The organism is Alcaligenes sp. WGS1538, from assembly GCF_043187505.1.
In the GTDB taxonomy this organism is placed as follows: Bacteria; Pseudomonadota; Gammaproteobacteria; order Burkholderiales; family Burkholderiaceae_B; genus Alcaligenes.
Genome location: NZ_CP171109.1, coordinates 3,625,828 through 3,652,782, shown reverse-complemented (window position 1 = coordinate 3,652,782; position 26,955 = coordinate 3,625,828). Strand labels below are relative to the sequence as shown.

Genomic DNA, 26,955 nt, shown 5'->3' with positions numbered 1-26,955 from the left:
GCTGATTTGTTTATGACTGCAAAAGATCTTTCCCTTGAAACATCAGGCAGGCCGACGGCCGCACCGGCAACAGAGCCCAAACCTAACGGTTTTCTCCTGCCCATCGTGGGCGGCGCCGCGCTTGCACACCTGCTCAACGACATGATCCAGGCGATGCTGCCGGCCATCTTTCCCATGCTCAAGGCCAGCTTTTCCCTGAGCTTCGGGCAGATTGGCGTCATCGCCCTGGTGTACCAGGTGACGGCGTCCTTGCTGCAGCCCTGGATAGGTCTGTACACGGACAAGCATCCCAAGCCCTATCTGCTGCCCTCGGGCATGGTGATGACCTTGATCGGCATCGCCCTGATCGCCACGGCGGGCAGCTACGCCATGCTGCTCGTGGCGGCGGCCATTGTCGGCGTGGGCTCGGCGACCTTCCATCCGGAGGCCTCCCGCATCGCCCGCCTGGCCTCGGGCGGCCGGTTCGGCACTGCCCAGTCCACGTTCCAGGTGGGCGGCAATACGGGCACGGCCATCGGTCCGCTGCTGACGGCCCTGATCGTCATTCCCTACGGGCAGCCTGCCGTGGCCTGGTTCATGCTGGTGGCGCTGTTTGCCATCTATGTCTTGTACCGGCTGACCATCTGGGTCAAGCACAACGGCCAGGCCAAGGCGAAAAGCCTGTCCAAAAGCCATGCCGCGGGGCTGCCGCGCGGCAAGGTCGTCCAGGCCGTGGTCGTCATCTGCATCCTGATGTTCGCCAAGTTCGTCTACATCGCCTCTTTTACCAACTACTTCACGTTCTACCTGATCGAGCGCTTCGGCTTGAGCGTGCAGCACAGCCAGATCTTCCTGTTCATCTTCCTGGCGGCGGTCGCGGCCGGCACGTTTGCCGGCGGCCCCGTGGGCGACCGCATCGGGCGCAAGGCCGTCATCTGGATTTCCTTTCTGGGCGTGGCCCCTTTCGCGCTCATGCTGCCGCACGTCGGCCTGGTCTGGACGGCGATCCTGGCCATTGTGATCGGCCTGGTGATGTCATCGGCCTTCGCCGCCATGGTGGTGTATGCGCAAGAGGCCGTGCCGGGCCGGGTGGGCATGGTGTCGGGTCTGATGTTCGGGCTCATGTTCGGCATAGGCGGCATAGGCGCCGCCGGACTGGGGGAGCTGGCCGATTCCCGGGGGATTGTCTGGGTGTATGGCTTGACCTCGTTCCTGCCATTGCTGGGTCTTGTCACCGCCTTGCTCCCCAGTACGGGCAACAAAAGCAACAAGCTCTAATCCTGCTTCCGTTGCCGCAGGCCGGCGCCCGTTCGCGGCGGGCGCTGCTCACTCCAGCTCCGGATGCCGGTCCGCCAGGCGTTGCCGCTTCTGCTTGAGCGCCTCCAGCTTTTCCTCCATTTCCGCGATTTCCGCTTCGATGTCCTGCACGTTCTGCTCGATGTGGTCGTAGGCCTGCTGCAGCAGTTCTTCGGCTTCATCGGGGTTGGAGGCCGTGGGCGTGTCGCCGCGCAGGGGGCGGTTGGCGGTCTCGGGCAGGAACATGGCGGTGACCAGGCCGATGACCGAGGCGAACATCAGGTAGAAGGCGGGCAGCAGCAGATTGCCGGTCTGCTCGACCAGCCAGGCGGCGATGGTGGGCGTCAGGCCCGCGATGATGATGGCGATGTTGAAGGAGGCGGCCAGCGCGCTGTAGCGGATGCGGGTGGGGAACAGGGCCGGCAGGGTGGAGGCCATGACCCCGGTCATGCAGTTCAGCAGCACGGCCAGGATCAGCAACCCCAGAAAGATCCGCACGTTGTTGTCGCTGCCGATGAAGTGGAAGGCGGGCACCGCCAGGATCAGCAATCCTATGCTGCCGATCAGCAGGAAGGGCTTGCGGCCGACCTTGTCGCTGATGAAGCCCACCACCGGCTGCACGAACAGCATGCCTATCATGATCACCACGATGATCAGCACGCCGTGCTCTTCGGAATAGCCCAGGTTGCTGGACAGGTAGGTGGGCATGTAGGTCAGCAGCATGTAGTAGGTGATGTTGGTCACCAGCACCATGCCTATGCACACGAGCAGGGCCTTGCGGTACTTGGAGAAGATGGCGCCGAAGGAGACGGTGGGGCGTTCCTGTAGCGCGGCGCGGTCTTCCTGTTCCATTTTTTCCAGTTGCTGGGTGAAGGCGGGCGTCTCTTCGGCGGCGTGCCTCAGGTACAGGCCCAGCAGGCCCAGCGGCCCGGCCACGAAGAAGGGCACGCGCCAGCCCCAGTCCTGGAAGGCCTGTGCGGTCAGCGCCGTCTGCAGCAGCACCACCAGGCCCGCGCCCAGCACGAAGCCGGCGATGGAACCGAAGTCCAGCCAGCTGCCCAGGAAGCCGCGCTGCCGGTCGGGCGCGTATTCGGCCACGAATACCGCCGCGCCGGTGTATTCGCCGCCCACGGAAAAGCCCTGGGCCAGCTTGCACAGCAGGAGCAGGACGGGCGCCCAGATGCCGATGCTCAAGTATGAAGGGATCAGGCCGATGCAGAAGGTGCTGATGGCCATGATGATGATGGTCAGGGACAGCACTTTCTGGCGCCCGAAGCGATCGCCCATGACGCCGAAGAAGACGCCGCCCAGCGGCCGCACCAGGAAGGGCACCGAAAAGGTGCCCAGGGCGGCGATGGTCTGCACGGCGGGGGAGGCGTCGGGGAAGAAGACCTTGCCCAGGGTGGCGGCCACGAAACCATAGACGCCGAAGTCGAACCACTCCATGGCGTTGCCCAGTGCGGCGGCGGTGACGGCCTTCTTGAGCTTGGTATTGTCGACGACGGTGATGTCGTCGATCTGCAGCGGCCGCGCGTCGCTCGAAGCCGAGGGTGTCTGTGCCATGAATGCCTCCCGTGATGTGCAGGGCGAGCGCCCGCAGGTTCGTTTTACATTCTTGCCTTGACCATTGCTGCAACCGGCGCGGCGGCCTTGAAGAAAGGGCCGCGTCTGGAAACGATTCTACGTCCGGCCCCGCGAACCGTCCATATGGAGTCGCCTACAGGGCGCGGCACCCCTTGGGCAGGCGCGCCTGCTTCACGTAGGCGCGCACTTCCTGCGCCAGCGCGGCCGCCGCGGGCGTGGGCGCGTGGTCCTGGTGGAACATCAGGCACAGGGTGCGCACCAGCTTGGGGGCGCGCAGCAGGGAAAAGGACAGGCCGGGCACCATCACGCGGTGCGCGGCCAGGGCGGGCAGCAGGGCAATGGCCAGGCCGCTTTGCACCAGGGCGGCCTGGGAGGTGGTGCTGGAGGCTTCGTAGAACGGCGCGGCGGCTTCGATGGGCAGATCCGCCCGCGATTGCAGCACCGCCATGATGCCGGTCTCGTCCACCACCCCGACCAGCTTGCGGTGCCGCAGCGCCTTCCAGCTGACGGCGCCGCGCGCATCGGGCTTGATCTGTTCGTCGTCGCTGCGATAGAGCACGCCGAACTGGTCTTCCAGCAAGGGCTGGCTGTCCAGCCCGTGGACGTCCGCCCAGGGGCTGGTCAGGCCGAAGTCCACGTCCCCGGCGGCGATCTGGCGCTGGATGCGCCCCGAGTTGTCGTCGCGCAGGTAAAGGCGCACGGCGGGGTGGCGCTGGGAAAACGTGTAGGCGGCCGGCGCGATCAGGTCGGTGATGGCCGAAGGGGCGGCGGCCACGCTGACGCGGCCGCTTTTCAATGCGCCGTAGCGCATGACGTCGCCGATGGCGCCGTCGAAATCGGCCAGCAGGCGGGTGATGCGCGGCAGGAATTCCTGGCCCACTGGAGTCAGGGCGACGCGTCGGCTGGTGCGGGAGAACAGCGGCGTGTTCAGCGCCGCCTCCAGCTGCTGGATCAGGCCGGTGACGGAAGACTGCGTCTGGAACAGGCGCCGCGCCGCATGGGTGAAGCTGGCCTCCTGGGCCACGGCCACGAAGGCGTTCAAGTGTTTCAAGGTGATGTGCTTGGGCAGTCTATCCATCTTGATTTGCGATCAATCCATTAACTTAAACAATTTTTCATATTAATCATGCCTTTGGATAATACGCCCAACTCCTGCTTCCGTGGGGGGGATTTGTGGAGATGGGTATGCAGGCAGACGACCGCAGGCTGGACGTCAAGATCACCGATGGCTGGATCATGGATGGAACGGCGGCGCCGCGCTGGCGGGGCGACGTGGGCATTCGCGCAGGACGTATCGTCGCCCTGGGGGATCTGAGCGCCTGGACGGCCGAGCACTGCCTGGATGCGCGCGATAAAGTAGTTGCGCCCGGGTTCATCGACACGCATGGCCACGACGACCTGATGTTCATCGAGAAACCTGCACTGGACTGGAAGACCAGCCAGGGAATCACCTCGGTCGTGGTGGGCAATTGCGGCGTCAGCGCCTTTCCGGCGCCATTGCCGGGCAATTCGGCGGCCGCCCTGGCCCTGCTGGGCGAATCGCCCCTGTTCACGGGCATGGCCGACTATGTGCAGGCCGTGCAGGCCCTGCAGCCCATGATCAATGTGGCGGCCCTGGTGGGCCACGCCAATCTGCGCATGGCGGTGATGCAGGATCCCATGGCCGCGCCCACCGCCGACGAGCAGGCCGCCATGGAGTCGCTGCTGGACCAGGCCCTGGAGCAGGGCGCGGTGGGCTTCAGCACCGGCCTGGCCTACGAGCCTGGCTGCATGGCGCAGCCTGCCGAGCTCGAAGGCCTGGCGCGAGTCGCGGCCGCGCACGGCTCCCTGCACACCAGCCACATCCGCAACGAAGGCGACACGGTCGAGGAATCCGTCGAAGAAGTGCTGGCCGTGGGCCGCCAGACCGACTGCGCCACCCTGGTGTCGCACCACAAATGCATGTTGCCGGCCAACTGGGGCCGCAGCGACCGTACCTTGGCCAACATAGACCGGGCTCGCGCCGCGGGCCTTCAGGCCGCGCTGGACATCTATCCCTATTCGGGCAGCTCCACCATTCTGATCCCGGAGCGCGCCCACACCATAGACCGCATCCGCATCACCTGGTCCGAACCCCATCCCGAATGCAATGGCCGGTATCTGGCCGACATCGCCGAGCAATGGGGCTGCGACCGGGAAACCGCCGCGCGCCGCCTGCTGCCGGCCGGCGCCATCTATTTCGCCATGGACGAACAGGAAGTGCAGCGCATCTTTCGCCACCCCTGCTGCATGGTGGGATCCGACGGCCTGCCGGCTGACGCGCATCCGCATCCGCGCCTGTGGGGCAGCTTCACCCGCATCCTGGGGCGCTACGTGCGCGAAGACGGCCTGATGCCGCTGGAGCAGGCCGTGGCCAAGATGACGTCGCTGCCGGCATCGGTGTTCGGCCTGCAGGACCGGGGCGTGCTGCGGCCCGGCGCCTGGGCCGACGTGGTGGTGTTCGATCCCGACACCGTTCAGGACCGCGCCACCTGGGAGCAGCCCACGCTGCCTTCGCAGGGCGTGCAGGCCGTGTACGTGAATGGCGTGCAGGTGCATCCGCAGGCGCCGCAGCAGCGGCCCGGCCAGGTCTTGCGCCGGGCCTTTCCCGCCCAGGCGCAAAGCCTGGCCGCGCAGCAGGCCCGGACCTAGGCCGCAGCCGCACAGACAAGAAAATACCTGCCATGGCCTGGGCGTAAGACAGGGTATGGCGCATTGCATCACAATAGGACCGGCTCCGTCATGGGCTGGTCCGGAAGGATCGTAAAGGAGACGTCATGACCTTCACTCAGCAACAGGCGCCCACTGGCAAGCGTAACGCAGCCATTGCGGTGTTCTTGATCGGGCTAGCCATAGCTCTCTACACCCATTTCTACCTGCCCGGCCAGACCTCCCTGTGGGGCCTGACGCCGGTGGTGGTGTTCGCCGTCATCGCCCTGCTGGGCGTGGACATCGTGCTGGCGACCATAGGTGCCATCGTGCTGGGCGCCATCATGACCAGCACCACGCCGATCGCCATGGGCAAGCTGCTGGCCGAATCGCTGGGTTCGTTCATCGCGGTGGTCGGCCTGATCATCGTGCTGGGCGCGGGCGTGGGCGAAGTGGCCTCCCGCACGGGCGCGGCCGAACAACTGGTGCGAGCCATCGTCAAGCGCATCGGCCTGTCCAACCCGGTGCGCGTGCGCCTGGGCATCATGGTGACGTCCACCCTGATCTGCGGCGCCCTGGGCACCCTGGCCGGCGGCAACGCCATCATCGCCGCGGTGGTGATCCCGATCGCCGCCGCCGTGCGCCTGTCCCCGCCCGCCGTGGCCGCGCTGTTCCAGAGCGCAGGCTCGGCCGGCCTGGTGCTGGGGCCGTTCACTCCCAATGTGGTGACCGTGACCGGCCTGACGGGCCTGAGCTACATGGAATATCTGACCGTGGCCGGCCTGCCCATGGCCGCCGCCACGCTGCTGACCGGCTGGTTCATGTCCGGCCGCATCCAGAAGATGACGGAAAAGGACTTCCAGTATGAAGAAGCTGCACAGGGCGCCGCCGCCTTCGACCTGAACGCCAAGGCCTCGCCCAAGGCCGTGCGCGCCGCCTGGGCCTTCTGCGCCACCATCGTGACCCTGGCCGTCATCGGCATCATGGCCAAGGCCGGCTTTGCCTTCGCCATCATCGTGATGGTGTCCCTGGGCGCGGTCACCGGCCTGGCCGGCGGACTGTCCCCGCGCGAAATCCTGCAGGCCATGTATGCCGGCGCGGGCAAGCTGATCTGGATCTTCTTCCTGTTCTGGCTGTTCAATCCCGTGCTGGTGCTGGTGGATCAGCTTAACGCCTATCACGCCCTGCTGGACGCGGTGCAGCCTTACCTGGTGGGCATCAGCGGCGCGGCCTTGTGCATGATCATCGTGGCCTTCAACGTGGTGGGCCACATCCCGGGAGCGGCCGTGGCGCAGATGACCTTCACCGCCAAGATATTCGGTCCCGTGCTGGCGGCGGCCGGCGTGGGTCCCGCCGCCACCACGGCGGTGATCCTGGGCAGCTCGCAGATCGACTGGTTCGGTCCCTTCCCTTCGTCCGACATGTTCGGCCAGATGGGCCTGGCCCGTTCCACCCAGCTCAAGTACATGCTGTACAACGGCTGGGCCGTGATGCTCATCAATCTGCTGATGTTCGCCGGCCTGTTCATGATCCTGGCCTGATCGACGAGGAGAGACGCCATGTTCACCCTGGGAAGCGAGATACTGGACGCGGCTGCGCTGCGCAGCCGCCTGCGGCGCAGCCTGGAGCCCGCGCTGGAGCGGGAGGGCGCCCGCATTTCCATGGCCGTGCGCACGCTGGAGGGCGACAGTCTGTTCGACTGGCATGCGCAGCGCGCCATGCCCTCGGCCAGCCTGATCAAGGTGCCCATGCTGCTGTGCCTGCTGGAGGAGGTCGCCCAAGGGCGCTTGAGCCTGGAGGACATGTGCGCGCTGCCCGGCGCCGGCCGCGCCGGCGGCACGGGCATCCTCAGCCAGCTGCCCAGCGTGCAGGCCCTGACCTTGCGCGAACTGGCGCACCTGATGATCGTCCTGAGCGACAACGTGGCCACCAATGCCCTGATCGACCTGCTGGGCATGGAGCGCATCAACCAGTGGAGTCGGCAGGCCGGCCTGCGGCACACGGACCTGCAGCGCCACATGATGGACGCCCAGGCGCGGGCCCAGGGAAAAGACAACTGGACCAGCGCGGCCGACGCCTGCGCCGTGCTGGCATACCTGCTGCATGCGCCCGCCCTGCCGGACGACTTGCGTCAGGAAGGACTGCGGATGCTGGCCGACCAGCGCGAGCGCGGCCATTTCGCGGCCATTCTGCCGCCCCAGGCGGAGCTGGCCCACAAGACGGGCTCCCTGCCCGGACTGCGTCATGACGCCGGCATTCTGACGGTGGGCGGACGCAGCGTCGTGCTGGCCGTGCTGGCCGATGGCTTCACGGACGGCCGCACCAGCGGCACCTTGTATGGCGGCGAAGGCGCCGCCGTGCTGGCGCGTCTGGCGGCCCAGGTGGCCCAGGCCTTGCAGGATTGAACCCGCCCGGCGCGCTGGCGCCGGGCCTGGAAGAAGGAAAAACTATGTCTACGACACGCGTCGCCCTGATTCAACTGGATAGCGGCCGGGACCGCGAGGCCAACCTGGCGCAGATCGAGCGCTGGGCGCTGGCGGCGGCCCAGGACGGGGCGGAATTGATCATCACGCCCGAATACAGCGATGTGCGCGGCGATACGGCCTGGCTGCAGCAGAACGCCACGCCCATCCCCGGCCTGGTCACCGAGCGCATGGCGAGCCTGGCGCGGCGCACCGGCGCCTGGATCCACATGGGTTCCATGCACGAGCGCCGGCCGGAGGATCGCCGCCTGGGCAATACGGGCGTGACGTTCTCGCCGGACGGCGCCATCGTCGCGCAGTACCGCAAGGTGCATCTGTACGATGCCGTGGTCAATGGCCTGGAGTACCGCGAGTCGGATGATTTCTGCCATGGCGATCATTTGCAGACCGTCCAGGTAGGCGGCCTGACGCTGGGCCTGAGCATCTGCTATGACCTGCGCTTTGCCGAGCTGTTCCGCAGCCTGCGCGCCCAGGGCGCCAATGCGCTGGTGGTTCCGGCCGCCTTCAATGTGCATACGGGCCGCGATCATTGGAAAGTGCTGCTGCGCGCCCGCGCCATCGAGAACCAGTGCTACGTGCTGGCGGCCGCGCAGATCGGCGGGCCCGGGCCGGCCATGCCCTGCCTGGGACGCAGCATGATCATCGACCCCTGGGGCACGGTGCTGGCCTGCATGCCGGACCAGCCCGGCTATATATGCGTGGACCTGGATCCGGCGCGCGTGTCGCGCCTGCGCGAGTCGCTGCCCGCCTGGAGTCACCGGCGCGGCGATCTGTACCCCATCGTTTCCTGATCATCCTGGAGCCTGGCCATGACCGACCCCGCCGTTTTTGAATTTCACCCCGGCACGGCGCCTTTGCTGATCTCCATGCCGCATGCCGGAACCTATGTGCCGCCGGAGGTGGCGGCGCGCTTTACCGAGCCGGCCCGCCAGGTGCCGGACACCGACTGGCATCTGCCGCGCCTGTACGCCTGCGCCCGCGAATTGGGCGCGTCCGTGCTGGTGGCCAATTATTCGCGCTTCGTGGTGGACCAGAACCGTCCGCCCGATAACGCCAGCCTGTATCCCGGCCAGAGCGTCACCGGCCTGTGCCCCTTGGACACCTTTGGCGATGAGCCCGTCTACCTGCCCGGCCAGGAGCCCGACGAGCAGGAGATCGCCCAGCGCCGCGAGGCGGTCTGGCGGCCGTATCACCAGCAGCTGGAGCGGGAGCTGGCGCGCCTGCGCAGCCTGCATGGCCGCGTCGTGCTGTGGGACGCCCATTCCATCCGCTCCGTAGTGCCGCGTTTCTTCGAGGGCCGCCTGCCCGACCTGAACTTCGGCACCGCCGACGGCGCCAGCTGCGCCCCCGGACTGAGCGCGCGCCTGATGGCGGCGGTCCAGGCCGACGGCCGCTACAGCAGCGTGCTCAACGGCCGCTTCAAGGGGGGCTACATCACCCGCCGCTACGGCAATCCGGAACAGGGCGTGCATGCCGTGCAACTGGAGATGGCGCAGTGCTGCTACATGCAGGAGCACTGGCCTTTCGATTACCAGGAAGAGCCCGCCCGCCGCATCCAGCCCCTGATCGAGACCTTGCTGTGCGAGGCGCTGGCGTTCGCCGGGCAGGATTGAACCTGCGCCGGGGGCGCTACACTATCGCCTTGGCCGCAGTGGCCGTAGAGCGATGAACACGATGCCTGACCATACACCGCCCCTGTTCGGGCGCCTTTGCTGTCCCCTGGACGGCCAACTCCTGACCTTGCAGGAGCGCAGCTGGCGCTGCCCGGCGGGCCATTGTTTCGACGTGGCCGGCCAGGGCTACGTCAATCTGCTGCCGGTGCAGAACAAGCGCTCGCGCGACCCCGGCGACAGCAAGGAGATGGTGGCGGCCCGGCGCCGCTATCTGGAATCGGGCGTGTATGCGCCCATTGCCGCCGGCGTGGCGCGCCTGCTGATGGACGGCCTGGAAGGGCGGGCCCCTTATGCCTGCCTGGACGCCGGCTGCGGGGAGGGTTATTACCTGCGCCGCCTGCAGGAGCGGGACGAGCGCGGCGAACTGGCCCTGATAGGGCTGGACATCTCCAAGTGGGCGGTCATGGCCGGCGCGCGCAGCTCGCCGGGCATGCGCTGGCTGGTGGGCAGCAACGCGCACCTGCCCGTACCCGAGGCCAGCCTGGATGCGCTGATCTGCATGTTCGGCTTTCCCGTCTACGAGGAGTTCCGGCGCGCGCTCAAGCCCGGCGGCCTGCTCCTGCAGGTGGAGGCGGGGCCGGATCACCTGGTGGAGCTGCGCCGTATCATCTATCCCAGCCTCAAAGCCGAGAAGCCGCCGTCCCAGGAGCCGCCGGAGGGCTTCAGCCTGGAGGCCGACGAGCGACTGTCCTTCGCGATTGCGCTGCAGTCCCAGGCGCAGATCGCCGATCTGCTGCTGATGACGCCCCATCTGTTCCGCGCCAGCGTGCAGGGGCTGGAACAGGCGCGCGCCCTGGCGCGCCTGGATCTGACGGTGGATGTGCGGCTGAGCGCCTGCCGTCGTCTGTAGACGGCTCAGTCGCTCTTGGAGGCGCGCCCCGGCAGGCCGACTATCTCCACACGGTTGCGTCCGTTGCGTTTGGCGTCGTACAAGGCCTGGTCGGCCATTTTCAGCACCTCGGCCTGGTCGGATGCGTGCACCGGCCAATGAGCCACGCCGATGGAAATGGTGATGTTCTGGCCTATGGGGCTTTCCGTACGACTGACCAGATTGCGCAGGCGTTCGGCCAACTGGGCGGCCTGCTCGATGTTCTGATTGGGCAGGAACAGGAAGAATTCTTCGCCGCCGGCACGGCAAAGGACGTCGGTATCGCGGGTGCAGGCGCGCATGGTGTCCGCCAGGAAGCGCAGCACCAGGTCCCCGGCGTCGTGGCCGTAGGTGTCGTTCACCAATTTGAAATGGTCGATGTCGCAGGCCAGCGCGGCAAAGGGCAAGTCGGCCTCCTTCCATTGCTGCAGGGTCGAAGCCATGCCGCGCCGGTTCATCAGTCCGGTCAGCGGATCGGTATTGCGTTCCTGATCCATGACGCCGATCTTGCGGTTCAGCTTCTTCAGGCCGATCAGCATGGCCAGCTTGATCTGCCGCGCCTCGAAATACCAGGCGTGCACTTTCTCGATGCGTTCGCTGGCGCTGGGCGAATCCCAGTGCGGCGCCGTGCGGGCCAGCTTGCGCAAGGGCTTGGCGATCAGCAGGGCCAGCATCCAGATCAGGACCAGCACCAGCAGGAAAAAGGGAATGGTGTTGCGCAGCACCTCGGCCAGCAAGGCGTCCAGCTCGTTGAGCACCACATGGGTGGGGCGCTGCACCACCACGCCCCACTGGATGTCGCGGGCCGGCGCAAAGCCGGCCAGCATGCCCACGCCTTGCGAATTGATCAGGGACATGGCACTGGTCCTGCCCTGGATGACGGCGTCGATGGCCTGGTTGCCCTGCACCACCTCGCCGATGCGGCTGCGGTCCTGGTGGTAGATCAGCCGCTTGTCCTTGTCCACGACGTAGATCTGCGAGCCGTCGCGGTAGAAATGTTCGCCCAGCAAGGTGTTCAGGCTGTTGGGCTCATGCAGGTAGATGGTGCCGCCCACCAAGCCCGCGTAGTCTCCGTGGGAGTCCACGATGGGATGCGACAGGAAGATCAGCAGGCGCCCGGTGCTGGATACATAAGGCTGGCTGACCGTGGGCAGCTTGGCGTTCAGCGCCTGGCGCACGCCGCTGCTGGCCAGCGTGGCGCCCAGCAGGCCCAGATCCGGCGGAGAGTTGGCCAGCACCTTGCCTTCCTCGTTCAGGATCAGCACCGAGTTGAAGCTGTTGTTCTGCTCCTTCAGGCGATGCGTCTCGGCGTCCAGTTGCCAGGACTGGTGCATGTTCAGGGACAAGACGCGCGCGCTGTAGGCCAATTGCTGCTGCAGCGTGTCGACGAATTGGTCCGTGCTGCTGGCCAGCTTCAGCGCATAGGCGCGGTTGTTTTCCAGCGACTGTTCGAGCAGGATGGAACGCTCGGCCGAGTAGGCGCCGTACAGGGTGTAGCCCAGGGTCAGCAGACTGCTGGAGGTGGCCAGCAGCAGGATCAGACGGCGCAGGTCGACTAAAAACATGAAAGGGAGCGTGTGGATGGAGGAGGGGCGGCAGGCAGCGTCAAGCGCGGGTTGGCGACGTTTCACGGCTCATTATACGGAAAGAAATGTTTTGTCACCGGTCGGGCGTCCGCAGGGCGCGGCGCGGGGGCCGGGTCGAGCCACCTCGGCAGCACAACGTGTAAGATGAGGTGTGGCGCTCGCCATTGTCCATTTACCACAGACACTTAGCAGGCCTTGCAGATTGGCGGTGTCGGGCAGGTGTCCTTTTTCACGGAGATCCCGATATGAAAAGCGTAGATAGTTTTCAGTCATTGGACCATCTGGACGTCGGCGGACAGCGCTACGAGTATTACCGCCTGGACGCGGTGCGCGGAGAGGGGCTGGATGTGGCCAGCCTGCCGTACGGCCTGAAGATCCTGCTGGAAAACCTGCTGCGCACCGAAGACGGAGGCGATGTCACGGCGGACGACATCCGCGCGCTGGCGGCCTGGGATCCGGCCGCCGAACCCGACCGGGAAATCGCCTTCACGCCGGCCCGCGTGGTGCTGCAGGACTTCACCGGCGTGCCCGCCGTGGTGGACCTGGCCGCCATGCGCGAGGCCATGCAGGCCCTGGGCGGCGATCCTCACAAGATCAACCCGCTCGCGCCCGTGGAGCTGGTCATCGATCACTCCGTCATCGTGGATGATTTCGGCAGCCCCAGCTCCTTCCAGCGCAACGTGGAAATCGAATACGGCCGCAACATGGAGCGCTACCAGTTCCTGCGCTGGGGCCAGAACGCCTTCGACAACTTCAAGGTCGTGCCGCCGGGCACGGGCATCGTGCACCAGGTCAACCTGGAACACCTGGCGCGCGTGGTCTTCACGCGCAATGAGGAAGGCCGCCTGCTGGCCTATCCAGACACCTGTGTGGGCACGGATTCGCATACTCCCATGGTCAACGGCCTGGGCGTCGTCGCCTGGGGCGTGGGCGGCATCGAGGCCGAGGCCGCCATGCTGGGCCAGCCCATCTCCATGCTGATCCCCCGCGTGGTGGGCTTCAAGCTCACCGGCCAGATGCCCGAAGGCACCACCGCCACTGACCTGGTGCTGACCATCACCGACATGTTGCGCAAGCATGGGGTGGTGGGCAAGTTCGTGGAATTCTACGGCCCCGGCGTGAGCGCCGTGCCGCTGGCCAACCGCGCCACCATCGGCAATATGAGCCCTGAATACGGCTCCACCATCTCCATGTTCCCGATCGACGAGGAGACGCTGCGCTACATGAAGCTGACCGGCCGCTCGGATGAGCAGATCGCGCTGGTGCAGGCCTACGCCAAGGCCCAGGGCCTGTGGCACGATCCCGACCACGAGCCGCGCTATTCCGAACGCCTGGAGCTGGATCTGGCCACGGTGGTGCCGTCCATCGCCGGTCCCAAGCGGCCGCAGGATCGCATCGCGCTGTCCTCGTCCAAGCAGTCCTTCCGTCAGGAACTGGCCGGCCTGGTGGGCAGCCACGCCGCCAGCTACGACGAGGCCGTGGAAGAAAGCTTCCCCGCTTCCGATGTGCCCTCGCATGAACCGCCGGCGCGTCGCAGCAACGCCGCCCGGTTCACCCTGGCCGACGGCAGCCAGTGCGAGCTGGACAACGGCTCGGTGGTCATCGCGGCCATCACGTCCTGCACCAATACCTCCAACCCCAGCGTCATGATGGCGGCGGCTCTGCTGGCCAAGAAGGCCGTCGAAAAAGGGCTGAATCGCAAGCCCTGGGTCAAGACCAGCCTGGCGCCCGGATCGCGCGTGGTGACGGACTACTACGAGCGCGCGGGCCTCACGCCTTACCTGAACAAGCTGGGCTTCGACCTGGTGGGCTACGGCTGCACCACCTGCATCGGCAATTCGGGGCCGCTGATCCCGGAAGTCAGCCAGGCCATCAACCAGAACGACCTGACCGTGGTGTCGGTGCTGTCGGGCAACCGCAACTTCGAGGGCCGCATCCACCCCGAGGTCAAGATGAACTACCTGATGTCCCCGCCGCTGGTCGTGGCCTATGCGCTGGCCGGCACCATGGACATAGACCTGTACCAGGAGCCGCTGGGCAAGGGCTCGGACGGCCAGGACGTGTTCCTGAAGGACATCTGGCCTTCGGCCGCCGAGGTGCAGGCCACCATCAGCCAGGCCATCGCGGCCGACATGTACCGCGAGGGCTACGCCGACGTGTTCGCCGGCGACCAGCGCTGGCAGTCCCTGCCCACGCCCAAGGGCGATCTGTTCCACTGGCAGGACAGCTCCACGTACGTGCGCAAGCCGCCGTACTTCGTCGACCTGCAGCGCGAGCCCAGCCCGGTGACGGACATCTACGGCGCGCGCGTGCTGGCCAAGCTGGGCGATTCGGTCACCACCGACCATATCAGCCCGGCCGGCGCCATCTCGCGCACTTCGCCTGCGGCCACCTACCTGATGGGGCATGGCGTGGAGCAGCCGGACTTCAACTCCTACGGTTCGCGCCGCGGCAACCACGAAGTCATGATCCGCGGCACCTTCGCCAACGTGCGCCTGCGCAACCAGCTGGCCCCGGGCACCGAGGGCGGCTACACCCGCGACTTCACCCAGGACGGCGCGCCCGTGGCCACGATCTACGATGCATCGCGCAACTACCTGCAGACCGGCACGCCGCTGGTCATCCTGGCGGGCAAGGAATACGGCTCGGGCTCATCGCGCGACTGGGCGGCCAAAGGTACGGTGCTGCTGGGCGTGCGCGCCGTGATCGCCGAATCCTACGAGCGCATCCACCGCAGCAACCTGCTGGGCATGGGCGTGCTGCCGCTGCAGTTTCCGGACGGCGAGAACGCCCAGACCCTGGGTCTGGCCGGCGACGAGGTCTTCGACATCGTGGGCATCACGGCGCTGAACCAGGACCAGATTCCCGAAACCGTGATGGTGCGCGCCGGCGACATCCAGTTCGAGGCCCGCGTGCGCATCGACACTCCCAGCGAAGCCCATTACTACCGTCATGGCGGCATCATGCAGTACGTGCTGAGGGGATTGCTGAAGTCTTGAGCCGGTTTTTGTAAACTGTCTTGACGGCAAGGTTTCGCCTGCGCCAGCGGCCCGGGGTTTGCTCCTGAACGTTCACGAGCAGGTACCCAGCGCCGCTGGCGCACTTGTACGTCCCTCGTTCCGGCGCATGCGCCGGTCTTTGAGACGCGTCCAGAGTTTGTCATGCAGCGGCATCAAGGTGACGTTGCAGATGGGTTCGACGACGGCGGCCACGCCGCCCGTCGCCAGCGAACCCGTGAATGCATAGGTCACGGCGAAGGCCACGGACATGTGCAGGGCAACCTGGCTGGTCTTGAAGGCGAGAAGAAGCATGATGAATCCACCGATAGTGTTTTCTAAATGATAATCACTATCATTGGCGCGAACCATTTTGTATTTTTCATCGAGCTTATCAATTTTGTATATCGGCCCGGCGCGCAAGCGCACGGGCCGGTTTATTGAATATGACTATGCGGCGCGCCCGACGCGCCAATGGAAAGAGAAAAATGCAAAGTGTTCAAGAAGCATCCTGGTCGGAGCTGTTGTGGGGCCGCAATGGCCTGCGTTCGCTGGCCCTGGCCGGCGGGGTGGCGGTTCACGCCATCAATGTGTATGTGGCCACCACCATCCTGCCTTCGGTCGTGCAGGACATCGGCGGGCTGGAATACTACGCCTGGAATACCACGCTGTTCGTGGTGGCCTCCATCCTGGGTTCTGCGCTGTCGCCGCAGTTCCTGGAAAAGCTGGGCCTGCGGCAGGGCTTTCTGGTGTCGTTGCTGGTATTCGCGCTGGGCACGACGTTCTGCGCCCTTGCCCCCTCCATGCCTTTCCTGCTGTTCGCGCGCACCTTGCAGGGGCTGGGCGGCGGCTTGCTGCTGGGGCTGAGCTATTCGTCCATCCGCCTGGTGTTCGAGGAACGCCTCTGGCCCCGGGCCATGGCGCTGGTATCGAGCATGTGGGGCGTGGCCACCCTGTCGGGGCCTGCCATCGGGGGCGTCTTCGCCCAGATGGGGGAGTGGCGCCTGGCCTTCTGGAGCGTGCTGCCCTGCGCCCTGGGGCTGGCCGTGCTGGTCTGGACCCAGTTGCGCGATGCGCGCCGTCCCGATGCGCCCAAGTCCGGGTCCACGCTGGGCAAGGTGCTGCTGCTGACCTCTTCCGTGCTGGTCATGTCGGCGGGCAGCCTGTCCAGTTCCTGGCTGGTCAACCTGGCCGGCGTGCTGGGCGGGGCCGTGCTGGTGTACATCATGGCCCTGGCCGACCGCGGCTCGGCCAGCCGGCTGTTCCCGCAAGGCACGTATTCCCTGGGCACGGCGCTGGGCAGCCTGTATGCCGGCATCGGCCTGGTCAGCGTGGCCGTGGCCACGGAAATCTTCATTCCCTACTTTCTGCAGATCATTCACCACATGACGCCGCTCAAGGCCGGCTACCTGACCGCCTTGATGTCCGGAGGCTGGACCCTGGGCTCCATCGCCAGCTCCAGCCGCAGCATGAAGGCGGCCGACAGGCTCATCATCATCGGCCCTTTGCTCTCGGGCCTGTCCCTGGCGGCGCTGGGCGTGCTGATTCCCTGGCAGGGCCTGGCCAGCGGCCCGGACTATTCCTGGGCGCTGTATTTATCCTTGCTGGGGGTGGGCGTGGGCATAGGCCTGGCCTGGCCGCATCTGCTGACGCGGGTGTTCCATTCGGCGCCCAAAGGGCAGGAGAACATCGCCTCGGCGGCGATCACCACGCTTCAGTTGTTCACCATGGCGCTGGGCGCGGCCATGGCGGGCATCATCACCACGGCGGCCGGCTTCGTGGACCCGGGCGGCGTGCAGGGCGCGCGCCAGTCGGCTCAGGTGCTGCTGCTGGTCTTCGCCCTGGCCCCCGTGCTCGCGGCCCTCTTGTCGGGGCCGGCGCGCCGGGTGCGTCCGTGAGCCGAAGCGCCTGATCAGGCGGCCTTGGGCAGGCGGAACAGTTCGGGGTCCGGGCCCAGGCGGCCGCCGGCCTGATCCAGGGCGGCGATGTCCGCCATGTCCTGGGCGCTCAGCTCGAAACTGAAGATGTCGAAGTTCTCGCGCTGGCGCTCGGGGGAGTTCGACTTGGTGATCACCATATTGCCCAGCTGCACCTGCCAGCGCAGCACGATCTGTGCGAGCGTGCGGCCGTGCTTTTCGGCGATGCGCTGCAGCACCGGATTGTCCCACAGCGTGCCCAGTCCCAGCGGGCTCCATGCCTGGGTCTGCATGGCGTGATCATGGTGGTAGTGGCGCAGCTCGGACTGCTGGAAGCCGGGGTGCAGCTCGACCTGGTTGAGCACCGGCAGCACGCCGGTCTTGTCCAGCAGGGTCTGCAGGTGATGCGGCTGGAAGTTGCACACGCCGATGGACTTGATCAGGCCTTCGTTGCGCAAATTGATCAGCATTTCCCAGGACTGCACGAACTGGCCGATCTTGGGCACGGGCCAGTGGATCAGGTACAGGTCCACATAATCCAGTTGCAGCTTGTCCAGGCTCTCCTTGAAGGCCTTCTGGGTGTTCTCGTGGCCGTGCATGTCGTTCCACAGCTTGGTGGTCACGAACAGTTCCTCACGTCGCAGGCCGGACTGGCGTATGCCCTGGCCGACCTCGGCTTCGTTGCCGTAGATGGCGGCCGTATCGATCAGGCGGTACCCCGTTTCGATGGCGCTGCAGACGACGTCGGCCGTGCGGGCGGCTTCGACCTGCCAGACGCCCAGGCCCAGTTGCGGGGCGGTGTTGCCGTCGTGGAAGGTAATGGTAGGGGGTGTAGTGGACATAGGTTTCTCCTAGGTTTCTGCGCGGCAGACCGGATGGCGGACAACCGGCGCGAATGCCGCGCGGCGAGGCCCTGCGCGGTCCAGACGGCGGACCGCGCAGGTGCGTAAAGCAAAAAAATTTACCCTCGCGCCGCGCCTTCGGCTTGCCGCCCCAAGGGGGCGTTTTCTATCTCGGGCGCTCCGGCGGCCCGGCGATAAAAAAGAAAAAAGACGAGAATCCGCGAGGGATGGGCACACGGACCTTGTGTGCGGGCAGGAAGTTGGCTTATTGTTTTTTTTCCTGCGCCGATTATATAGGCGCGGAATGGATTTTTATCTATCGTTTTGCAATTAGCATCATTCATATTCCCATATTTTGATAAATGGGCTTAAGTTGGAGTAAGTATGAGCGTACACAGCACGCAGGCGCGCCTGAGCGTACCCGCCTTGATGGCTTACAAGGGCAAGCAGAAGATCGCCTCGCTGACCGCCTACATTGCGCCCATCGCGCGCATGCTGGACGAGCATATGGACATGATTCTGGTGGGCGACTCCACGGCCATGGTGGGCTATGCCATGCCGGACACCCTGAGCATCACGGTGGACATGATGGCCGCGCACGCCGCCGCCGTGGTGCGCGCCACGCAGCACGCCTGCATCGTGGTGGACATGCCCTTCGGCAGCTACCAGCAGTCCCCCCAGCAGGCCTTCGCCAATGCCTCGCGCATGCTGGCCGCCAGCGGCGCCCAGGCGGTCAAGCTCGAAGGCGGACAGGTCATGGCCGAAACCACGCGTTTCCTGGTGGAACGCGGCGTGCCGGTGCTGGCCCACGTCGGGCTGATGCCGCAGTACGTGAACACCATGGGCGGCTACAAGGCCCAGGGCATGAATGACGCCGCCGCCCAGCGCGTGCTGGAAGACGCGGTGGCGCACGCCCAGGCGGGCGCCTGGGGCGTGGTGCTGGAAGGCGTGGCCGAAGGACTGGGCCGGCGCATCACGGAGTCCATCGCCATTCCCACCATCGGCATCGGCGCTTCGCCCGCCTGCGACGGCCAGGTGCTGGTCACCGAGGACATCCTGGGGCTGACCAGCGGCAAGATCCCGAAATTCGCCAAGCCCTATGCCGACGTGGGCGCGCTGATCTCCCAGGCCGCCGCGCAATACGGCGCCGAGGTGCGCGCCGGGACTTTTCCGTCGCTGGAACATTGTTTCGGCGTGAAACGCTAGTGCGGCAAACTATTCCGTATTAGAATATTCCATGTTCATAAATGCAGTATCCACATAAAGCGACATGGAAATCCGACAGCTTGAGGCCTTTGCGGCCGTGATGTCCGCCGGCAGCGTCACCGCTGCCGGACGCCTGCTGGACCGCTCGCAGCCCGTGGTCAGCCGCCAGATCCAGGAACTGGAGCAGGAGCTGGGCTTCAGGCTGTTCACCCGCACGCGGCCCCAGGTCACCCTAACCGAGCAGGGGCGCGAGTTCTACCTGGAAGCGCGCCCCGTCCTGATGAACCTGGAGGTGCTGCAGAGCCGCGCGCTGGAGATCGCCCGCGGCGGTCTGCGCCCCTTGCGCATCGTGGCCACGCGCGCGCTGGCCGTCGGTCTGCTGCCCCAGGTGCTGGGCCTGATGGAGCAGCATGATCCCGCCTTCAAGCAGAAGCTGATCATCGACACGGTCAACGCCGAAGAGGTGGTGCAGGCCATCGATGAAGGCCGAGCCGACCTGGGCGTCACCAGTCTGCCGCTGGACATCGACAGTTGCACCCTGCACTGGTCCGGCCAGAGCCCCTGCCTGCTGGGCGTTCCCGCCAGCAGCCCCCTGGCCGGGCGCGAGACCGTGCGCCTGAGCGAAATCCGCGGCATGCCGCTGATCGCCGTTCAGAACCGGCATCGCCTGCGCCATACCCTGGCCACGGCCCTGCTGCGCGCCAGTCCCGAGGCTCCCGATGATATCCGCCACATCGAAGTGACCTCGTCCCTGGAGGGCCTGGCCCTGGTGGGGCAGGGCGTGGGCGTGTCCCTGATCGACCCCTTCACGGCGCACGGCGTGCCCATGAGGAACGTGGAGCTGCGCCCCATCGACATCCACGTGCCCTACATGATGGGCGTGGTGTCCCTGAAGTCTCGCGAACTGCGCCCCGACGCGCAGCGCCTGGTGGAGGCGCTGCGCCAGTACGTGCTGCAATTCATTCCGCGCTTCGTGCTGGGCGATGACACCGGCCTGCCCAGCACGCACGACCCGTTTGACTCTCTCTGAGCCGATTCGTTTTTTCCAGAAGGCGGCCTGGACCGCCTGCAGACACCATGACAGCAGAATTTCCGATACCCGATGGTCTGGCCGCGCTGGAGGCGCGCGTGCGCCAGGATTACGCCTGGCTGGACCTGCCCGCCAAGCCCTGGGTGCCCGAGACCTCCATCGCTGGACAGGCCGTGCTGGACGCAGCCATCGTGGGCGGCGGCATGGCGGGCCTGGCCCTGGCCAACGCCATGAAGAACCTGGGCCTGCGCGTCCAGGTCTACGATCAGGCGCCCGCCGGATTCGAGGGCCCCTGGGCGACCACGGCGCGCATGGAGACCCTGCGCTCTCCCAAGCAGCTGACCGGCCCGGCCCTGGGCTTTCCCGCGCTGACCTTCCGCGCCTGGTTCGAATCCCAGTTCGGCGCCCAGGCCTGGGAGGAGCTCGACAAGATTCCCCGCCTGCAGTGGATGGACTACCTGCGCTGGTACCGCCAGGTCAATGGAATAGCCATCGCCAACGAACATGAAGTGCTGGATATCGTGCCCAGCGCCGATCACGTGCGTCTGCGCATACGCGGCGCGCAGGGCGAATTCGACATGCTGGCCCGCCATGTGGTCCTGGCCACCGGTCGCGCCGGCCTGGGCGGCCCCAGCCTGCCGGATTGGGCGCAGGCCATCGCGTCCGGCGCGCGGGCGCATTCTTCCGACGTCATGGACTATGCGGAGCTGCGCGGCAAGCGCGTGGCCGTCATCGGCGCAGGCGCCTCCGCCATGGACAGCGCCGCCACGGCGCTGGAGAACGGGGCCCTCGGCGTGGACCTGCTGATCCGCCGCGCCGACATTCCCCGCGTGAATAAAGGCAAAGGCCTGGGCAGCCCTGGCGCCGTGCATGGCACGCTGGGCTTGCCGGATGAATGGAAATGGAAGATCCGGCACTACATCGGCGAGCAGCAGGTGCCGCCGCCGCGCGGCAGCGTGCTGCGCGTGTCGCGCCATGCCAATGCGCGCTTCTACCTGGATGCGGGCGTGCAGGGCGCGGCCATGGACGGCACGCAGGTCATCCTGCAAACCAAGCGCGGCGAGCGCCGCTACGATTTCGTGATCTTCGCCACCGGCTTCAAGGTGGACTGGCGCTCGCGGCCTGAATACCGCACGATCGCGCCCGCCATCCGCGTCTGGGGCGACCGCTTCGCCGAACCCGCCGGCCAGGAAAGCCAGGAGCTGCGCGAATCGCCGGACCTGGGCGATCTGTTCGAGTTCCAGCCGCGCGAGCCCGGCCAGATGCCGGGCCTGGAGCGCGTGCATTGTTTCTGCTATCCCGCCACATTGACCCACGGCCAGGTGTCGGGGGACATCCCCGCCATCAGCGATGGAGCCTTGCGCCTGTCGCAGGGGCTGTGCCGCCAGCTGTTCGTGGAAGATGCGCCTATCCATTTCGAGCGCCTGCAGGCCTATGACGAGCCTGAAGTCTACGGCGACGAGTGGGCGCCTGCGCAGGATTGATGAGGAGCGGCGCCGCAGGGGTATGGCCACTGAACCGCCTCGAGGCGCCGGATGATAAAAACCGTGCGGCGGATGCCGCCACAGGAGAGACCATGACTGAACACGACGAGGCGGCCGCCGCCGACCTGATCGACCAGTTGCTGGGCGTGGGCCCCGGTGATGACCTGCATGCCTTGCGCCATGCCCGGGCCAAGGCCACCGACGCCATCCAGCGCAGCCAGGAGCTGTTTTTCCAGCCTGAACTGGGCCAGGTATCCTTGCAGGACCGATTGAGCATCGCCTTGTATGCCTGCGTATTGTCGCGGGCGCAGCGACTGGGCGGCTATTACCGGGAGCAACTGGCCGGCCAGCCCGGCGTGTCGCCGGAGCTGGTGACGGCACTGGAGCAGGACAGGCTGGACGCGGTCCAGGATGCGCGCCTGCGCGCCATGCTGGTCTTCACCCGCATCCTGATCCTGACGCCGGTGCAGGGCGACAAGGCCGCTTTGCAGGCCTTGCAGGCCGCCGGCCTGCGGACGCCCGACGTGGTGACGGTGGCGCAACTGATCGCCTACCTGTCCTATCAGATCCGCATGCTGGCCGGTCTGCTGGCATTGCAACAGCGCAAGGAGCAGGCATGAGCGAGATCATCCGCAAGAACGGTTTCACCAACGAGAATCTGGACTGGACCGCCTGGCTGGACGTGGTCGATCTGGAGCGCGCCACGCCCGAACAGATCGCCGTGCTGGAGATGAGCCATCCCAAGGCCAAGGAAATGGACTACTACCGCTTCCTGGTGCATCAGCCCGCCATCCTGCAGCAGCGTTCCGAAGCCTATAACGCCATCATGTACGCGCCGGGCGGCCTGCCGCGCGCGGAGCGCGAGCTGGCGGCCCTGACGGTCTCGCGCATCAATGGCTGCGCCTATTGCGCCTCCGTGCACGCCCAGCGCTTCGAACAATTGGCCAAGCGCAACGATACCGTGCACCAGGTGTTCGAGGATCCGCGCAGCGCGGGCGCCACGGACCGGGAGCGCGCCATCGCGGCCTTCGCCGTCAAGCTGACCGAGGCTCCCGACCAGTTGGACGCCCAGGACATGGCCGCCTTGCAGGCCCAGGGTCTGAGCGACGCCGAGATCCTGGACCTGATCAACTCGGCCGCCATCTTCGGCTGGGCCAATCGCCTGATGCACAATCTGGGCGAATCGTCGCCACAGGCCTGACCGTTCAGCCATATACTTCAAGCCTCAATAAATAATTCGAATCGGGACCAGCAAGCCTGGTCCCGGACAGGGGCGTTGGAGCATATGAAGCTGAATATTGATGATTACCGGCAGGCGGCGCAGCGCTTCTTGCCGCGCTTCGTCTATGACTATGTGGCGGGCGCGGCGGAGGACGAGCTCTGCCTGCAGCGCAATCGCCGGGATCTGGAAGCGATCACCCTGTTGCCGCGCAGCCTGCGCGACACGGCCGCGGCCTCGACGGCCGTGCAGGTGTTCGGCCGTGCGTGGAGCGCGCCGTTCGGCGTGGCGCCGGTCGGGCTGATCGACGTGGTCAGGCCCAGGGGGGACATCCTGGCTGCCCGCGCGGCGGGCAGGGCGGGCCTGCCGTATGTCCTGTCCACGGCCTCCAACAGCCGGCTGGAGGATGTTCGCCAGGCCACCGACGGGCCTTGCTGGATGCAGCTGTACGTCATGCAGGACAGGGGCATGGCGGACTCCATCCTGGATCGCGCCCGCGAGGCCGGCTTCGAGGCGCTGGTCCTGACCGTGGACGTGCCGGTCGGCGGTTACCGCGAGAAAGACGTGCGCCATGGTTTCAAGCTGCCGTTCCGCCCCGGTCCGCGCCTGCTGCTGGACATGGCCCTCCACCCTGGCTGGCTGAGGCGTCAGGCCCTGGCCGGCGCGCCGCAGTTCGTGAACCTGGCGCCCACCAGCGGCGCGACCTCGGCCCAGGCGCAGGCGGCCTTGCTGTCGCGCACCATGGATCGCTCCCTCATCTGGGAAGACCTGACCTGGTTGCGCTCGAAGTGGGACGGTCCCTTGCTGATCAAAGGCCTCCTGCATCCGCAGGACGCCCGCCAGGCATTGCAGCATGGAGTCGACGGCCTGATCGTGTCCAACCACGGGGGCCGGCAGCTGGACGTCGCTCCTTCGGCCATTTCGGCGCTTCCGGCGATCATGGACGTCGTGCGGGATCGCGTGCCGGTCTTCATCGACAGCGGTTTCCGGCGAGGAGCCGACGTGGCCAAGGCATTGGCCTGGGGCGCGCAGGGCGTCTTCCTGGGGCGCCCGGTCGCCTATGGACTTGCCCAGGGGGGCGAGCAAGGCGTGGCGAGCGTGCTGGATATCGTGGCCCAGGAACTGCTGCGTACCATGACCCTGCTGGGAGCGAGTCGCCCGGACGAACTGGACCAATGCCTGGGGGAGGGAGTTCCCGTCCAGGGCCGCTAGGGTCCCCGGCCGCGGGCCGGTAACAAATGCGCTGCGGGCGGGCCGGAAAGCCTGTCATATACTGTGCGGCATGCACGCTTTCATTTCCGTTCGGCGCACGTCTGAAGCGGCCTGGCAGGCCTTGTTCTGCCTGGCCCTTCTGGCGTTCGCGTGCCGGGCGGTCGTGCCTGCGGGCTACATGCCGGGACTGTCGGAGCAGAACGGGCTTGCCATGACTTTCTGTACGGCGCAGGGAGTGGTCACGACCCTATGGGCGGGCTCGCCGGATGCGGCCGGGAAAACTTCCCAGGATGACCATGCCGCCGGCCTGGATTGCCCCTTCGGCTTGCTGCTCGCCCAGGCCGCGCTGCCCGACCAGGACGCGCCTTTGCCGGTGGGCGTCGTGACCTATCGCCCTGTTTCGCTCCAACCTCCGTATCGGGCCTTGCCGCCCTTGCCGGCGCTGGGTCCGCCTCTGGGTTCGCGCGCTCCGCCTGCTTCTCTCGTGTGATGTTCGTCCACGGCCGCTCTTGTGCGGCCAAGCATTCAACGATACTGATCTCGAGGTTCTTCCATGTCCATTCATGTCATTTCCAGCCGCCTGGCCGCCGCGGCGGCGGCCCTGGTGCTGGTTCCATCCGCCGTGTTCGCCCACGTCTCGCTGGAGACCCGCCAGGCCCCGGTCGAAAGCAGCTACAAGGCCGTGTTCAAGGTGCCGCACGGCTGCAAAGGTTCTCCCACCGTCAAGCTGCGCGTGCGCATTCCCGATGGCGTGCTGGGCGTCAAGCCGCAGCCCAAAGCCGGGTGGACGCTCCAGACGGTGACGGGCGACTATGGCCGCGCCTATACCCTTTACGGGGCACCGGTGAGCTCCGGCGTGAAGGAGGTCGTCTGGTCCGGCGGTTCCCTGCCCGACGATCACTATGACGAGTTCGTGTTCGTCGCTTACCTGAGCAGCGCCTTGAAGCCGGATACCACCCTGTATTTCCCTGTGGTACAGGAGTGCGAGCAAGGCCTGACGCGGTGGATAGACCAGCCTGCGCCAGGTCAGAAGCCGGCGGACGATCATTCGGATTCTCCTGCCCCCGCCCTGAAACTCCTGCCCAAGCCTTGAGCTGACTCGCAGGCCCCGCCGGCCGTGGCCCGACTGCAAGGTTGAGCCTGCTCCGGCTGGCGGGTCGGACAGACGGATCGGGGCTGAAGCGTAGCCAACGTGAAGCGCATGGAAGGGGGCGTGATGCAGACAAACACTTTCGATGTCCGGGCATGCCGGCATGGGCGGCTGCCGGATCGGGCGCGCGCCTGGTTCATGGCGTTGTTCCTCTTGGCGGGCGCGCTCGCGTGGTCGCCGCGGGCGGCCGCCCACGCGGCGCTGATAAGCAGCAGTCCGCAGGCAGGAGCGGTGCTGACGCAGGCCCCGGAGCAGGTCCGGTTGCGGTTCAACGAGCCGGTGTCGCCCTTGGTACTGAAGCTGATTCAGCCGGACGGGCAGGGCGTGGCGCTTGCCGATGCGCAGGTTCTGCCCGATGGCCTGGCGCTGCCCATGCCCAGGCTGGACATGCAGGGGACCTACGCCTTGAGCTGGCGCGTAGCGTCCGCCGACGGCCACCCTGTCGGCGGCACGGTGACGTTTTCCATCGGGATCCAGGACAGGGACGCAAGTCAAGCCGGGCAGGGCGAGCGGGGGCGGGACGTGCTGATCTGGCTGGCCCGCTGGCTAGCCTGCGCGACCTTGTTCCTGAGCACGGGATTGGCCGCTGCCCAGGCCTTGACTTCATCGCGTCGCCAATTGCGGCGCACGCTGCGCTGGAGCGCGTCCCTGGGCGCGACAATGGTCTTGTTCAATGCCGGCCTCTGGGGCGTCGACGCCCTGGACCTGCCCCTTGCCGGTTTCTTCAGCGCAGCGGCATGGACGGCCGTGTGGGCCTCGTCGTTTGGAACGTCAGCCTTGCTGGCCCTGGCCGCCCTGGCATGTGCCGCGCTGGCGCCGGGCCGGCGCACTCCCCTACGCCAGGGCATCATGGCCGTGGCGGCCATCGTGTTGCTGGGCGCTTCCTTTGCCTCCACGGGACACGCCAGCGCCGCGCCGCCCGCCTGGCTGTCCATGCCCGCTGTATGGCTGCATGTCGTAGCCGTCGCATTGTGGGTCGGGTTCCTGTGGCCGCTGGCGTCGGGCCTGGGCGACAGCCCGGACCTCTTGCTGCTGCAGCGCTTTTCCCGCTGGATTCCGCTGGTGCTGCTGGTCCTGTTCGGGGCCGGCAGCGTCCTGGTCTACGTGCAGCTGGATGGGATGGCTTCGCTCTGGCAAAGCGCGTACGGGCGGGTCCTTCTGGGCAAGTTGGCCCTGGTGGCTTTGATGCTGGGGCTGGGAGCGCACAACCGCTACCGGCTGACAAGCGCCGTTCTGCGGCGGGAGATCGCGCCCCGGCTGGCCATGCGGCGCGTGATACGCATCGAATGCCTGCTGGCGCTGATGATCCTGGCGGTGGCGGCGCTCTGGCGGTTCACGCCGCCGCCACGCGCCCTGGCTGCGTCGGCCGCCTCAACGGCGCGAACTGTCGTGATGGCCCATGTCCATGGCTCGAACGCCATGGCAGAGCTGGCCCTGCGCGCGCCAGCTCCAGCGGCGCCAGGTTCCCGCGTCGCCGGCGGGTCGAGCGGGTCGGGCGAGCTGCAGATCACTTTGACTAATCCCGCAGGACAGCCCCTGGCCGCCCAGGAAGTGGATGTCGTCTTCTCCAATCCGGCCGCGGGCCTCGAGCCTCTGAGTTTTCCCGCTGAACGGGTCAGCGAAGGCCTTTGGCATGTGCAGAATCTGCAATTGCCCTATCAGCCGGACTGGCAGGTGCGCATCGATGTGCTGATTTCGGACTTCGATCGCGTGCGGCTGGAAACGACTGTGCGGATGAAGGAATAATGCGGGATGGGGCCGGCC

The 26,955-nt window shown here is 66.5% G+C and carries 23 protein-coding genes; 18 read left to right on the top strand and 5 right to left on the bottom strand.

Annotation, left to right across the window (positions count from 1 at the left end; all coding sequences use genetic code 11):
- Positions 1–12: 12 nt before the first annotated feature.
- Positions 13–1,257 carry an MFS transporter gene (locus tag ACF3ND_RS17015; protein WP_394062581.1) on the top strand — a complete coding sequence of 415 codons (1,245 nt, stop codon included), beginning with the start codon at positions 13–15 and terminating at the stop codon, positions 1,255–1,257.
- A gap of 48 nt (positions 1,258–1,305) precedes the next feature.
- Here the strand turns inward: ACF3ND_RS17015 and proP are convergent, their stop codons facing one another.
- Together proP and ACF3ND_RS17005 are read right to left on the bottom strand one after the other, a co-directional pair.
- The gene (gene proP / locus ACF3ND_RS17010; protein ID WP_394062579.1) at positions 1,306–2,838 is read right to left on the bottom strand and encodes a glycine betaine/L-proline transporter ProP; all 1,533 of its coding nucleotides are present in this window, start codon (positions 2,836–2,838) and stop codon (positions 1,306–1,308) included.
- A gap of 154 nt (positions 2,839–2,992) precedes the next feature.
- Positions 2,993–3,937: a LysR family transcriptional regulator gene (locus ACF3ND_RS17005; protein WP_394062577.1), complete on the bottom strand. Its 945-nt coding sequence runs from the start codon at positions 3,935–3,937 to the stop codon at positions 2,993–2,995.
- Between the two features lie 107 nt (positions 3,938–4,044).
- On the opposite strand from ACF3ND_RS17005, the gene ACF3ND_RS17000 reads away from it, so the two are divergent.
- From ACF3ND_RS17000 to ACF3ND_RS16975, 6 genes are all read left to right on the top strand, one after another.
- Entirely contained in the window at positions 4,045–5,529 is a 1,485-nt protein-coding gene (locus ACF3ND_RS17000; protein WP_394062575.1) for an amidohydrolase family protein, read from the top strand.
- Between the two features lie 125 nt (positions 5,530–5,654).
- Positions 5,655–7,067: a gluconate:proton symporter gene (locus ACF3ND_RS16995; protein ID WP_394062573.1), complete on the top strand. Its 1,413-nt coding sequence runs from the start codon at positions 5,655–5,657 to the stop codon at positions 7,065–7,067.
- An 18-nt stretch (positions 7,068–7,085) separates the two neighbouring features.
- A complete protein-coding gene (locus tag ACF3ND_RS16990) occupies positions 7,086–7,931 on the top strand; it encodes a serine hydrolase (RefSeq protein ID WP_394062571.1) in 846 nt (281 codons plus the stop codon).
- 44 nt (positions 7,932–7,975) lie between these two features.
- A complete protein-coding gene (locus ACF3ND_RS16985; protein ID WP_394062569.1) occupies positions 7,976–8,800 on the top strand; it encodes a carbon-nitrogen hydrolase family protein in 825 nt (274 codons plus the stop codon).
- An 18-nt stretch (positions 8,801–8,818) separates the two neighbouring features.
- On the top strand, positions 8,819–9,622 hold the full coding sequence (hutG, locus tag ACF3ND_RS16980; RefSeq protein WP_394062567.1) for an N-formylglutamate deformylase: 804 nt from the start codon (positions 8,819–8,821) through the stop codon (positions 9,620–9,622).
- 61 nt (positions 9,623–9,683) lie between these two features.
- Entirely contained in the window at positions 9,684–10,532 is an 849-nt protein-coding gene (locus ACF3ND_RS16975) for a putative RNA methyltransferase (RefSeq protein WP_394062565.1), read from the top strand.
- Between the two features lie 5 nt (positions 10,533–10,537).
- Here ACF3ND_RS16975 and ACF3ND_RS16970 read toward each other — a convergent pair whose 3' ends face one another.
- Positions 10,538–12,115, bottom strand: a complete 1,578-nt coding sequence (locus ACF3ND_RS16970) for a diguanylate cyclase domain-containing protein (RefSeq protein WP_394062563.1) — start codon at positions 12,113–12,115, stop codon at positions 10,538–10,540.
- A 266-nt stretch (positions 12,116–12,381) separates the two neighbouring features.
- On the opposite strand from ACF3ND_RS16970, the gene acnA reads away from it, so the two are divergent.
- Positions 12,382–15,135: an aconitate hydratase AcnA gene (acnA, locus tag ACF3ND_RS16965; RefSeq protein ID WP_394062561.1), complete on the top strand. Its 2,754-nt coding sequence runs from the start codon at positions 12,382–12,384 to the stop codon at positions 15,133–15,135.
- Between the two features lie 72 nt (positions 15,136–15,207).
- On the opposite strand, the gene ACF3ND_RS16960 is transcribed toward acnA, so the two are convergent.
- On the bottom strand, positions 15,208–15,447 hold the full coding sequence (locus ACF3ND_RS16960; protein ID WP_394062559.1) for a DUF2061 domain-containing protein: 240 nt from the start codon (positions 15,445–15,447) through the stop codon (positions 15,208–15,210).
- A gap of 173 nt (positions 15,448–15,620) precedes the next feature.
- Here ACF3ND_RS16960 and ACF3ND_RS16955 point away from each other — a divergent pair, with 173 nt between their 5' ends.
- Positions 15,621–17,030, top strand: coding sequence for an MFS transporter (locus ACF3ND_RS16955; protein WP_394062557.1), 1,410 nt, complete (start codon positions 15,621–15,623; stop codon positions 17,028–17,030).
- Between the two features lie 14 nt (positions 17,031–17,044).
- Here the strand turns inward: ACF3ND_RS16955 and ACF3ND_RS16950 are convergent, their stop codons facing one another.
- Positions 17,045–17,890 carry an aldo/keto reductase gene (locus ACF3ND_RS16950; protein ID WP_394062555.1) on the bottom strand — a complete coding sequence of 282 codons (846 nt, stop codon included), beginning with the start codon at positions 17,888–17,890 and terminating at the stop codon, positions 17,045–17,047.
- Positions 17,891–18,274: 384 nt separating this feature from the next.
- On the opposite strand from ACF3ND_RS16950, the gene panB reads away from it, so the two are divergent.
- From panB to ACF3ND_RS16905, 9 genes are all read left to right on the top strand, one after another.
- The gene (panB, locus tag ACF3ND_RS16945) at positions 18,275–19,096 is read left to right on the top strand and encodes a 3-methyl-2-oxobutanoate hydroxymethyltransferase (RefSeq protein WP_394062553.1); all 822 of its coding nucleotides are present in this window, start codon (positions 18,275–18,277) and stop codon (positions 19,094–19,096) included.
- Between the two features lie 64 nt (positions 19,097–19,160).
- Positions 19,161–20,126, top strand: a complete 966-nt coding sequence (locus tag ACF3ND_RS16940; RefSeq protein ID WP_394062551.1) for a LysR family transcriptional regulator — start codon at positions 19,161–19,163, stop codon at positions 20,124–20,126.
- Positions 20,127–20,173: 47 nt separating this feature from the next.
- Positions 20,174–21,610 (top strand): FAD-dependent oxidoreductase, encoded by a 1,437-nt coding sequence (locus ACF3ND_RS16935; protein ID WP_394062549.1) that lies wholly within the window; start codon positions 20,174–20,176, stop codon positions 21,608–21,610.
- Between the two features lie 92 nt (positions 21,611–21,702).
- Positions 21,703–22,230, top strand: coding sequence for a CMD domain-containing protein (locus tag ACF3ND_RS16930; protein ID WP_394062548.1), 528 nt, complete (start codon positions 21,703–21,705; stop codon positions 22,228–22,230).
- Positions 22,227–22,811, top strand: coding sequence for a peroxidase-related enzyme (locus ACF3ND_RS16925; RefSeq protein ID WP_394062546.1), 585 nt, complete (start codon positions 22,227–22,229; stop codon positions 22,809–22,811). The genes ACF3ND_RS16930 and ACF3ND_RS16925 overlap by 4 nt, the downstream gene beginning before the upstream one ends.
- Before the next feature lie 84 nt (positions 22,812–22,895).
- Positions 22,896–24,041: an alpha-hydroxy acid oxidase gene (locus ACF3ND_RS16920; protein ID WP_394062545.1), complete on the top strand. Its 1,146-nt coding sequence runs from the start codon at positions 22,896–22,898 to the stop codon at positions 24,039–24,041.
- Positions 24,042–24,111: 70 nt separating this feature from the next.
- Positions 24,112–24,531: a DUF2946 family protein gene (locus ACF3ND_RS16915; RefSeq protein WP_394062543.1), complete on the top strand. Its 420-nt coding sequence runs from the start codon at positions 24,112–24,114 to the stop codon at positions 24,529–24,531.
- A gap of 63 nt (positions 24,532–24,594) precedes the next feature.
- Entirely contained in the window at positions 24,595–25,134 is a 540-nt protein-coding gene (locus ACF3ND_RS16910) for a YcnI family protein (protein WP_394062541.1), read from the top strand.
- A 123-nt stretch (positions 25,135–25,257) separates the two neighbouring features.
- A complete protein-coding gene (locus tag ACF3ND_RS16905; RefSeq protein WP_394062539.1) occupies positions 25,258–26,937 on the top strand; it encodes a copper resistance protein CopC in 1,680 nt (559 codons plus the stop codon).
- The last annotated feature ends 18 nt before the right edge of the window (positions 26,938–26,955 follow it).

Bases quoted from the DNA above. Each gene is read 5' to 3' on its own strand.
- ACF3ND_RS17015 (WP_394062581.1), top strand. From the start codon at position 13: ATGACTGCAAAAGATCTTTCCCTTGAAACATCAGGCAGGCCGACGGCC.
- proP (WP_394062579.1), bottom strand. From the start codon at position 2,838: ATGGCACAGACACCCTCGGCTTCGAGCGACGCGCGGCCGCTGCAGATC.
- ACF3ND_RS17005 (WP_394062577.1), bottom strand. From the start codon at position 3,937: ATGGATAGACTGCCCAAGCACATCACCTTGAAACACTTGAACGCCTTC.
- ACF3ND_RS17000 (WP_394062575.1), top strand. From the start codon at position 4,045: ATGCAGGCAGACGACCGCAGGCTGGACGTCAAGATCACCGATGGCTGG.
- ACF3ND_RS16995 (WP_394062573.1), top strand. From the start codon at position 5,655: ATGACCTTCACTCAGCAACAGGCGCCCACTGGCAAGCGTAACGCAGCC.
- ACF3ND_RS16990 (WP_394062571.1), top strand. From the start codon at position 7,086: ATGTTCACCCTGGGAAGCGAGATACTGGACGCGGCTGCGCTGCGCAGC.
- ACF3ND_RS16985 (WP_394062569.1), top strand. From the start codon at position 7,976: ATGTCTACGACACGCGTCGCCCTGATTCAACTGGATAGCGGCCGGGAC.
- hutG (WP_394062567.1), top strand. From the start codon at position 8,819: ATGACCGACCCCGCCGTTTTTGAATTTCACCCCGGCACGGCGCCTTTG.
- ACF3ND_RS16975 (WP_394062565.1), top strand. From the start codon at position 9,684: ATGCCTGACCATACACCGCCCCTGTTCGGGCGCCTTTGCTGTCCCCTG.
- ACF3ND_RS16970 (WP_394062563.1), bottom strand. From the start codon at position 12,115: ATGTTTTTAGTCGACCTGCGCCGTCTGATCCTGCTGCTGGCCACCTCC.
- acnA (WP_394062561.1), top strand. From the start codon at position 12,382: ATGAAAAGCGTAGATAGTTTTCAGTCATTGGACCATCTGGACGTCGGC.
- ACF3ND_RS16960 (WP_394062559.1), bottom strand. From the start codon at position 15,447: ATGCTTCTTCTCGCCTTCAAGACCAGCCAGGTTGCCCTGCACATGTCC.
- ACF3ND_RS16955 (WP_394062557.1), top strand. From the start codon at position 15,621: ATGCAAAGTGTTCAAGAAGCATCCTGGTCGGAGCTGTTGTGGGGCCGC.
- ACF3ND_RS16950 (WP_394062555.1), bottom strand. From the start codon at position 17,890: ATGTCCACTACACCCCCTACCATTACCTTCCACGACGGCAACACCGCC.
- panB (WP_394062553.1), top strand. From the start codon at position 18,275: ATGAGCGTACACAGCACGCAGGCGCGCCTGAGCGTACCCGCCTTGATG.
- ACF3ND_RS16940 (WP_394062551.1), top strand. From the start codon at position 19,161: ATGGAAATCCGACAGCTTGAGGCCTTTGCGGCCGTGATGTCCGCCGGC.
- ACF3ND_RS16935 (WP_394062549.1), top strand. From the start codon at position 20,174: ATGACAGCAGAATTTCCGATACCCGATGGTCTGGCCGCGCTGGAGGCG.
- ACF3ND_RS16930 (WP_394062548.1), top strand. From the start codon at position 21,703: ATGACTGAACACGACGAGGCGGCCGCCGCCGACCTGATCGACCAGTTG.
- ACF3ND_RS16925 (WP_394062546.1), top strand. From the start codon at position 22,227: ATGAGCGAGATCATCCGCAAGAACGGTTTCACCAACGAGAATCTGGAC.
- ACF3ND_RS16920 (WP_394062545.1), top strand. From the start codon at position 22,896: ATGAAGCTGAATATTGATGATTACCGGCAGGCGGCGCAGCGCTTCTTG.
- ACF3ND_RS16915 (WP_394062543.1), top strand. From the start codon at position 24,112: ATGCACGCTTTCATTTCCGTTCGGCGCACGTCTGAAGCGGCCTGGCAG.
- ACF3ND_RS16910 (WP_394062541.1), top strand. From the start codon at position 24,595: ATGTCCATTCATGTCATTTCCAGCCGCCTGGCCGCCGCGGCGGCGGCC.
- ACF3ND_RS16905 (WP_394062539.1), top strand. From the start codon at position 25,258: ATGCAGACAAACACTTTCGATGTCCGGGCATGCCGGCATGGGCGGCTG.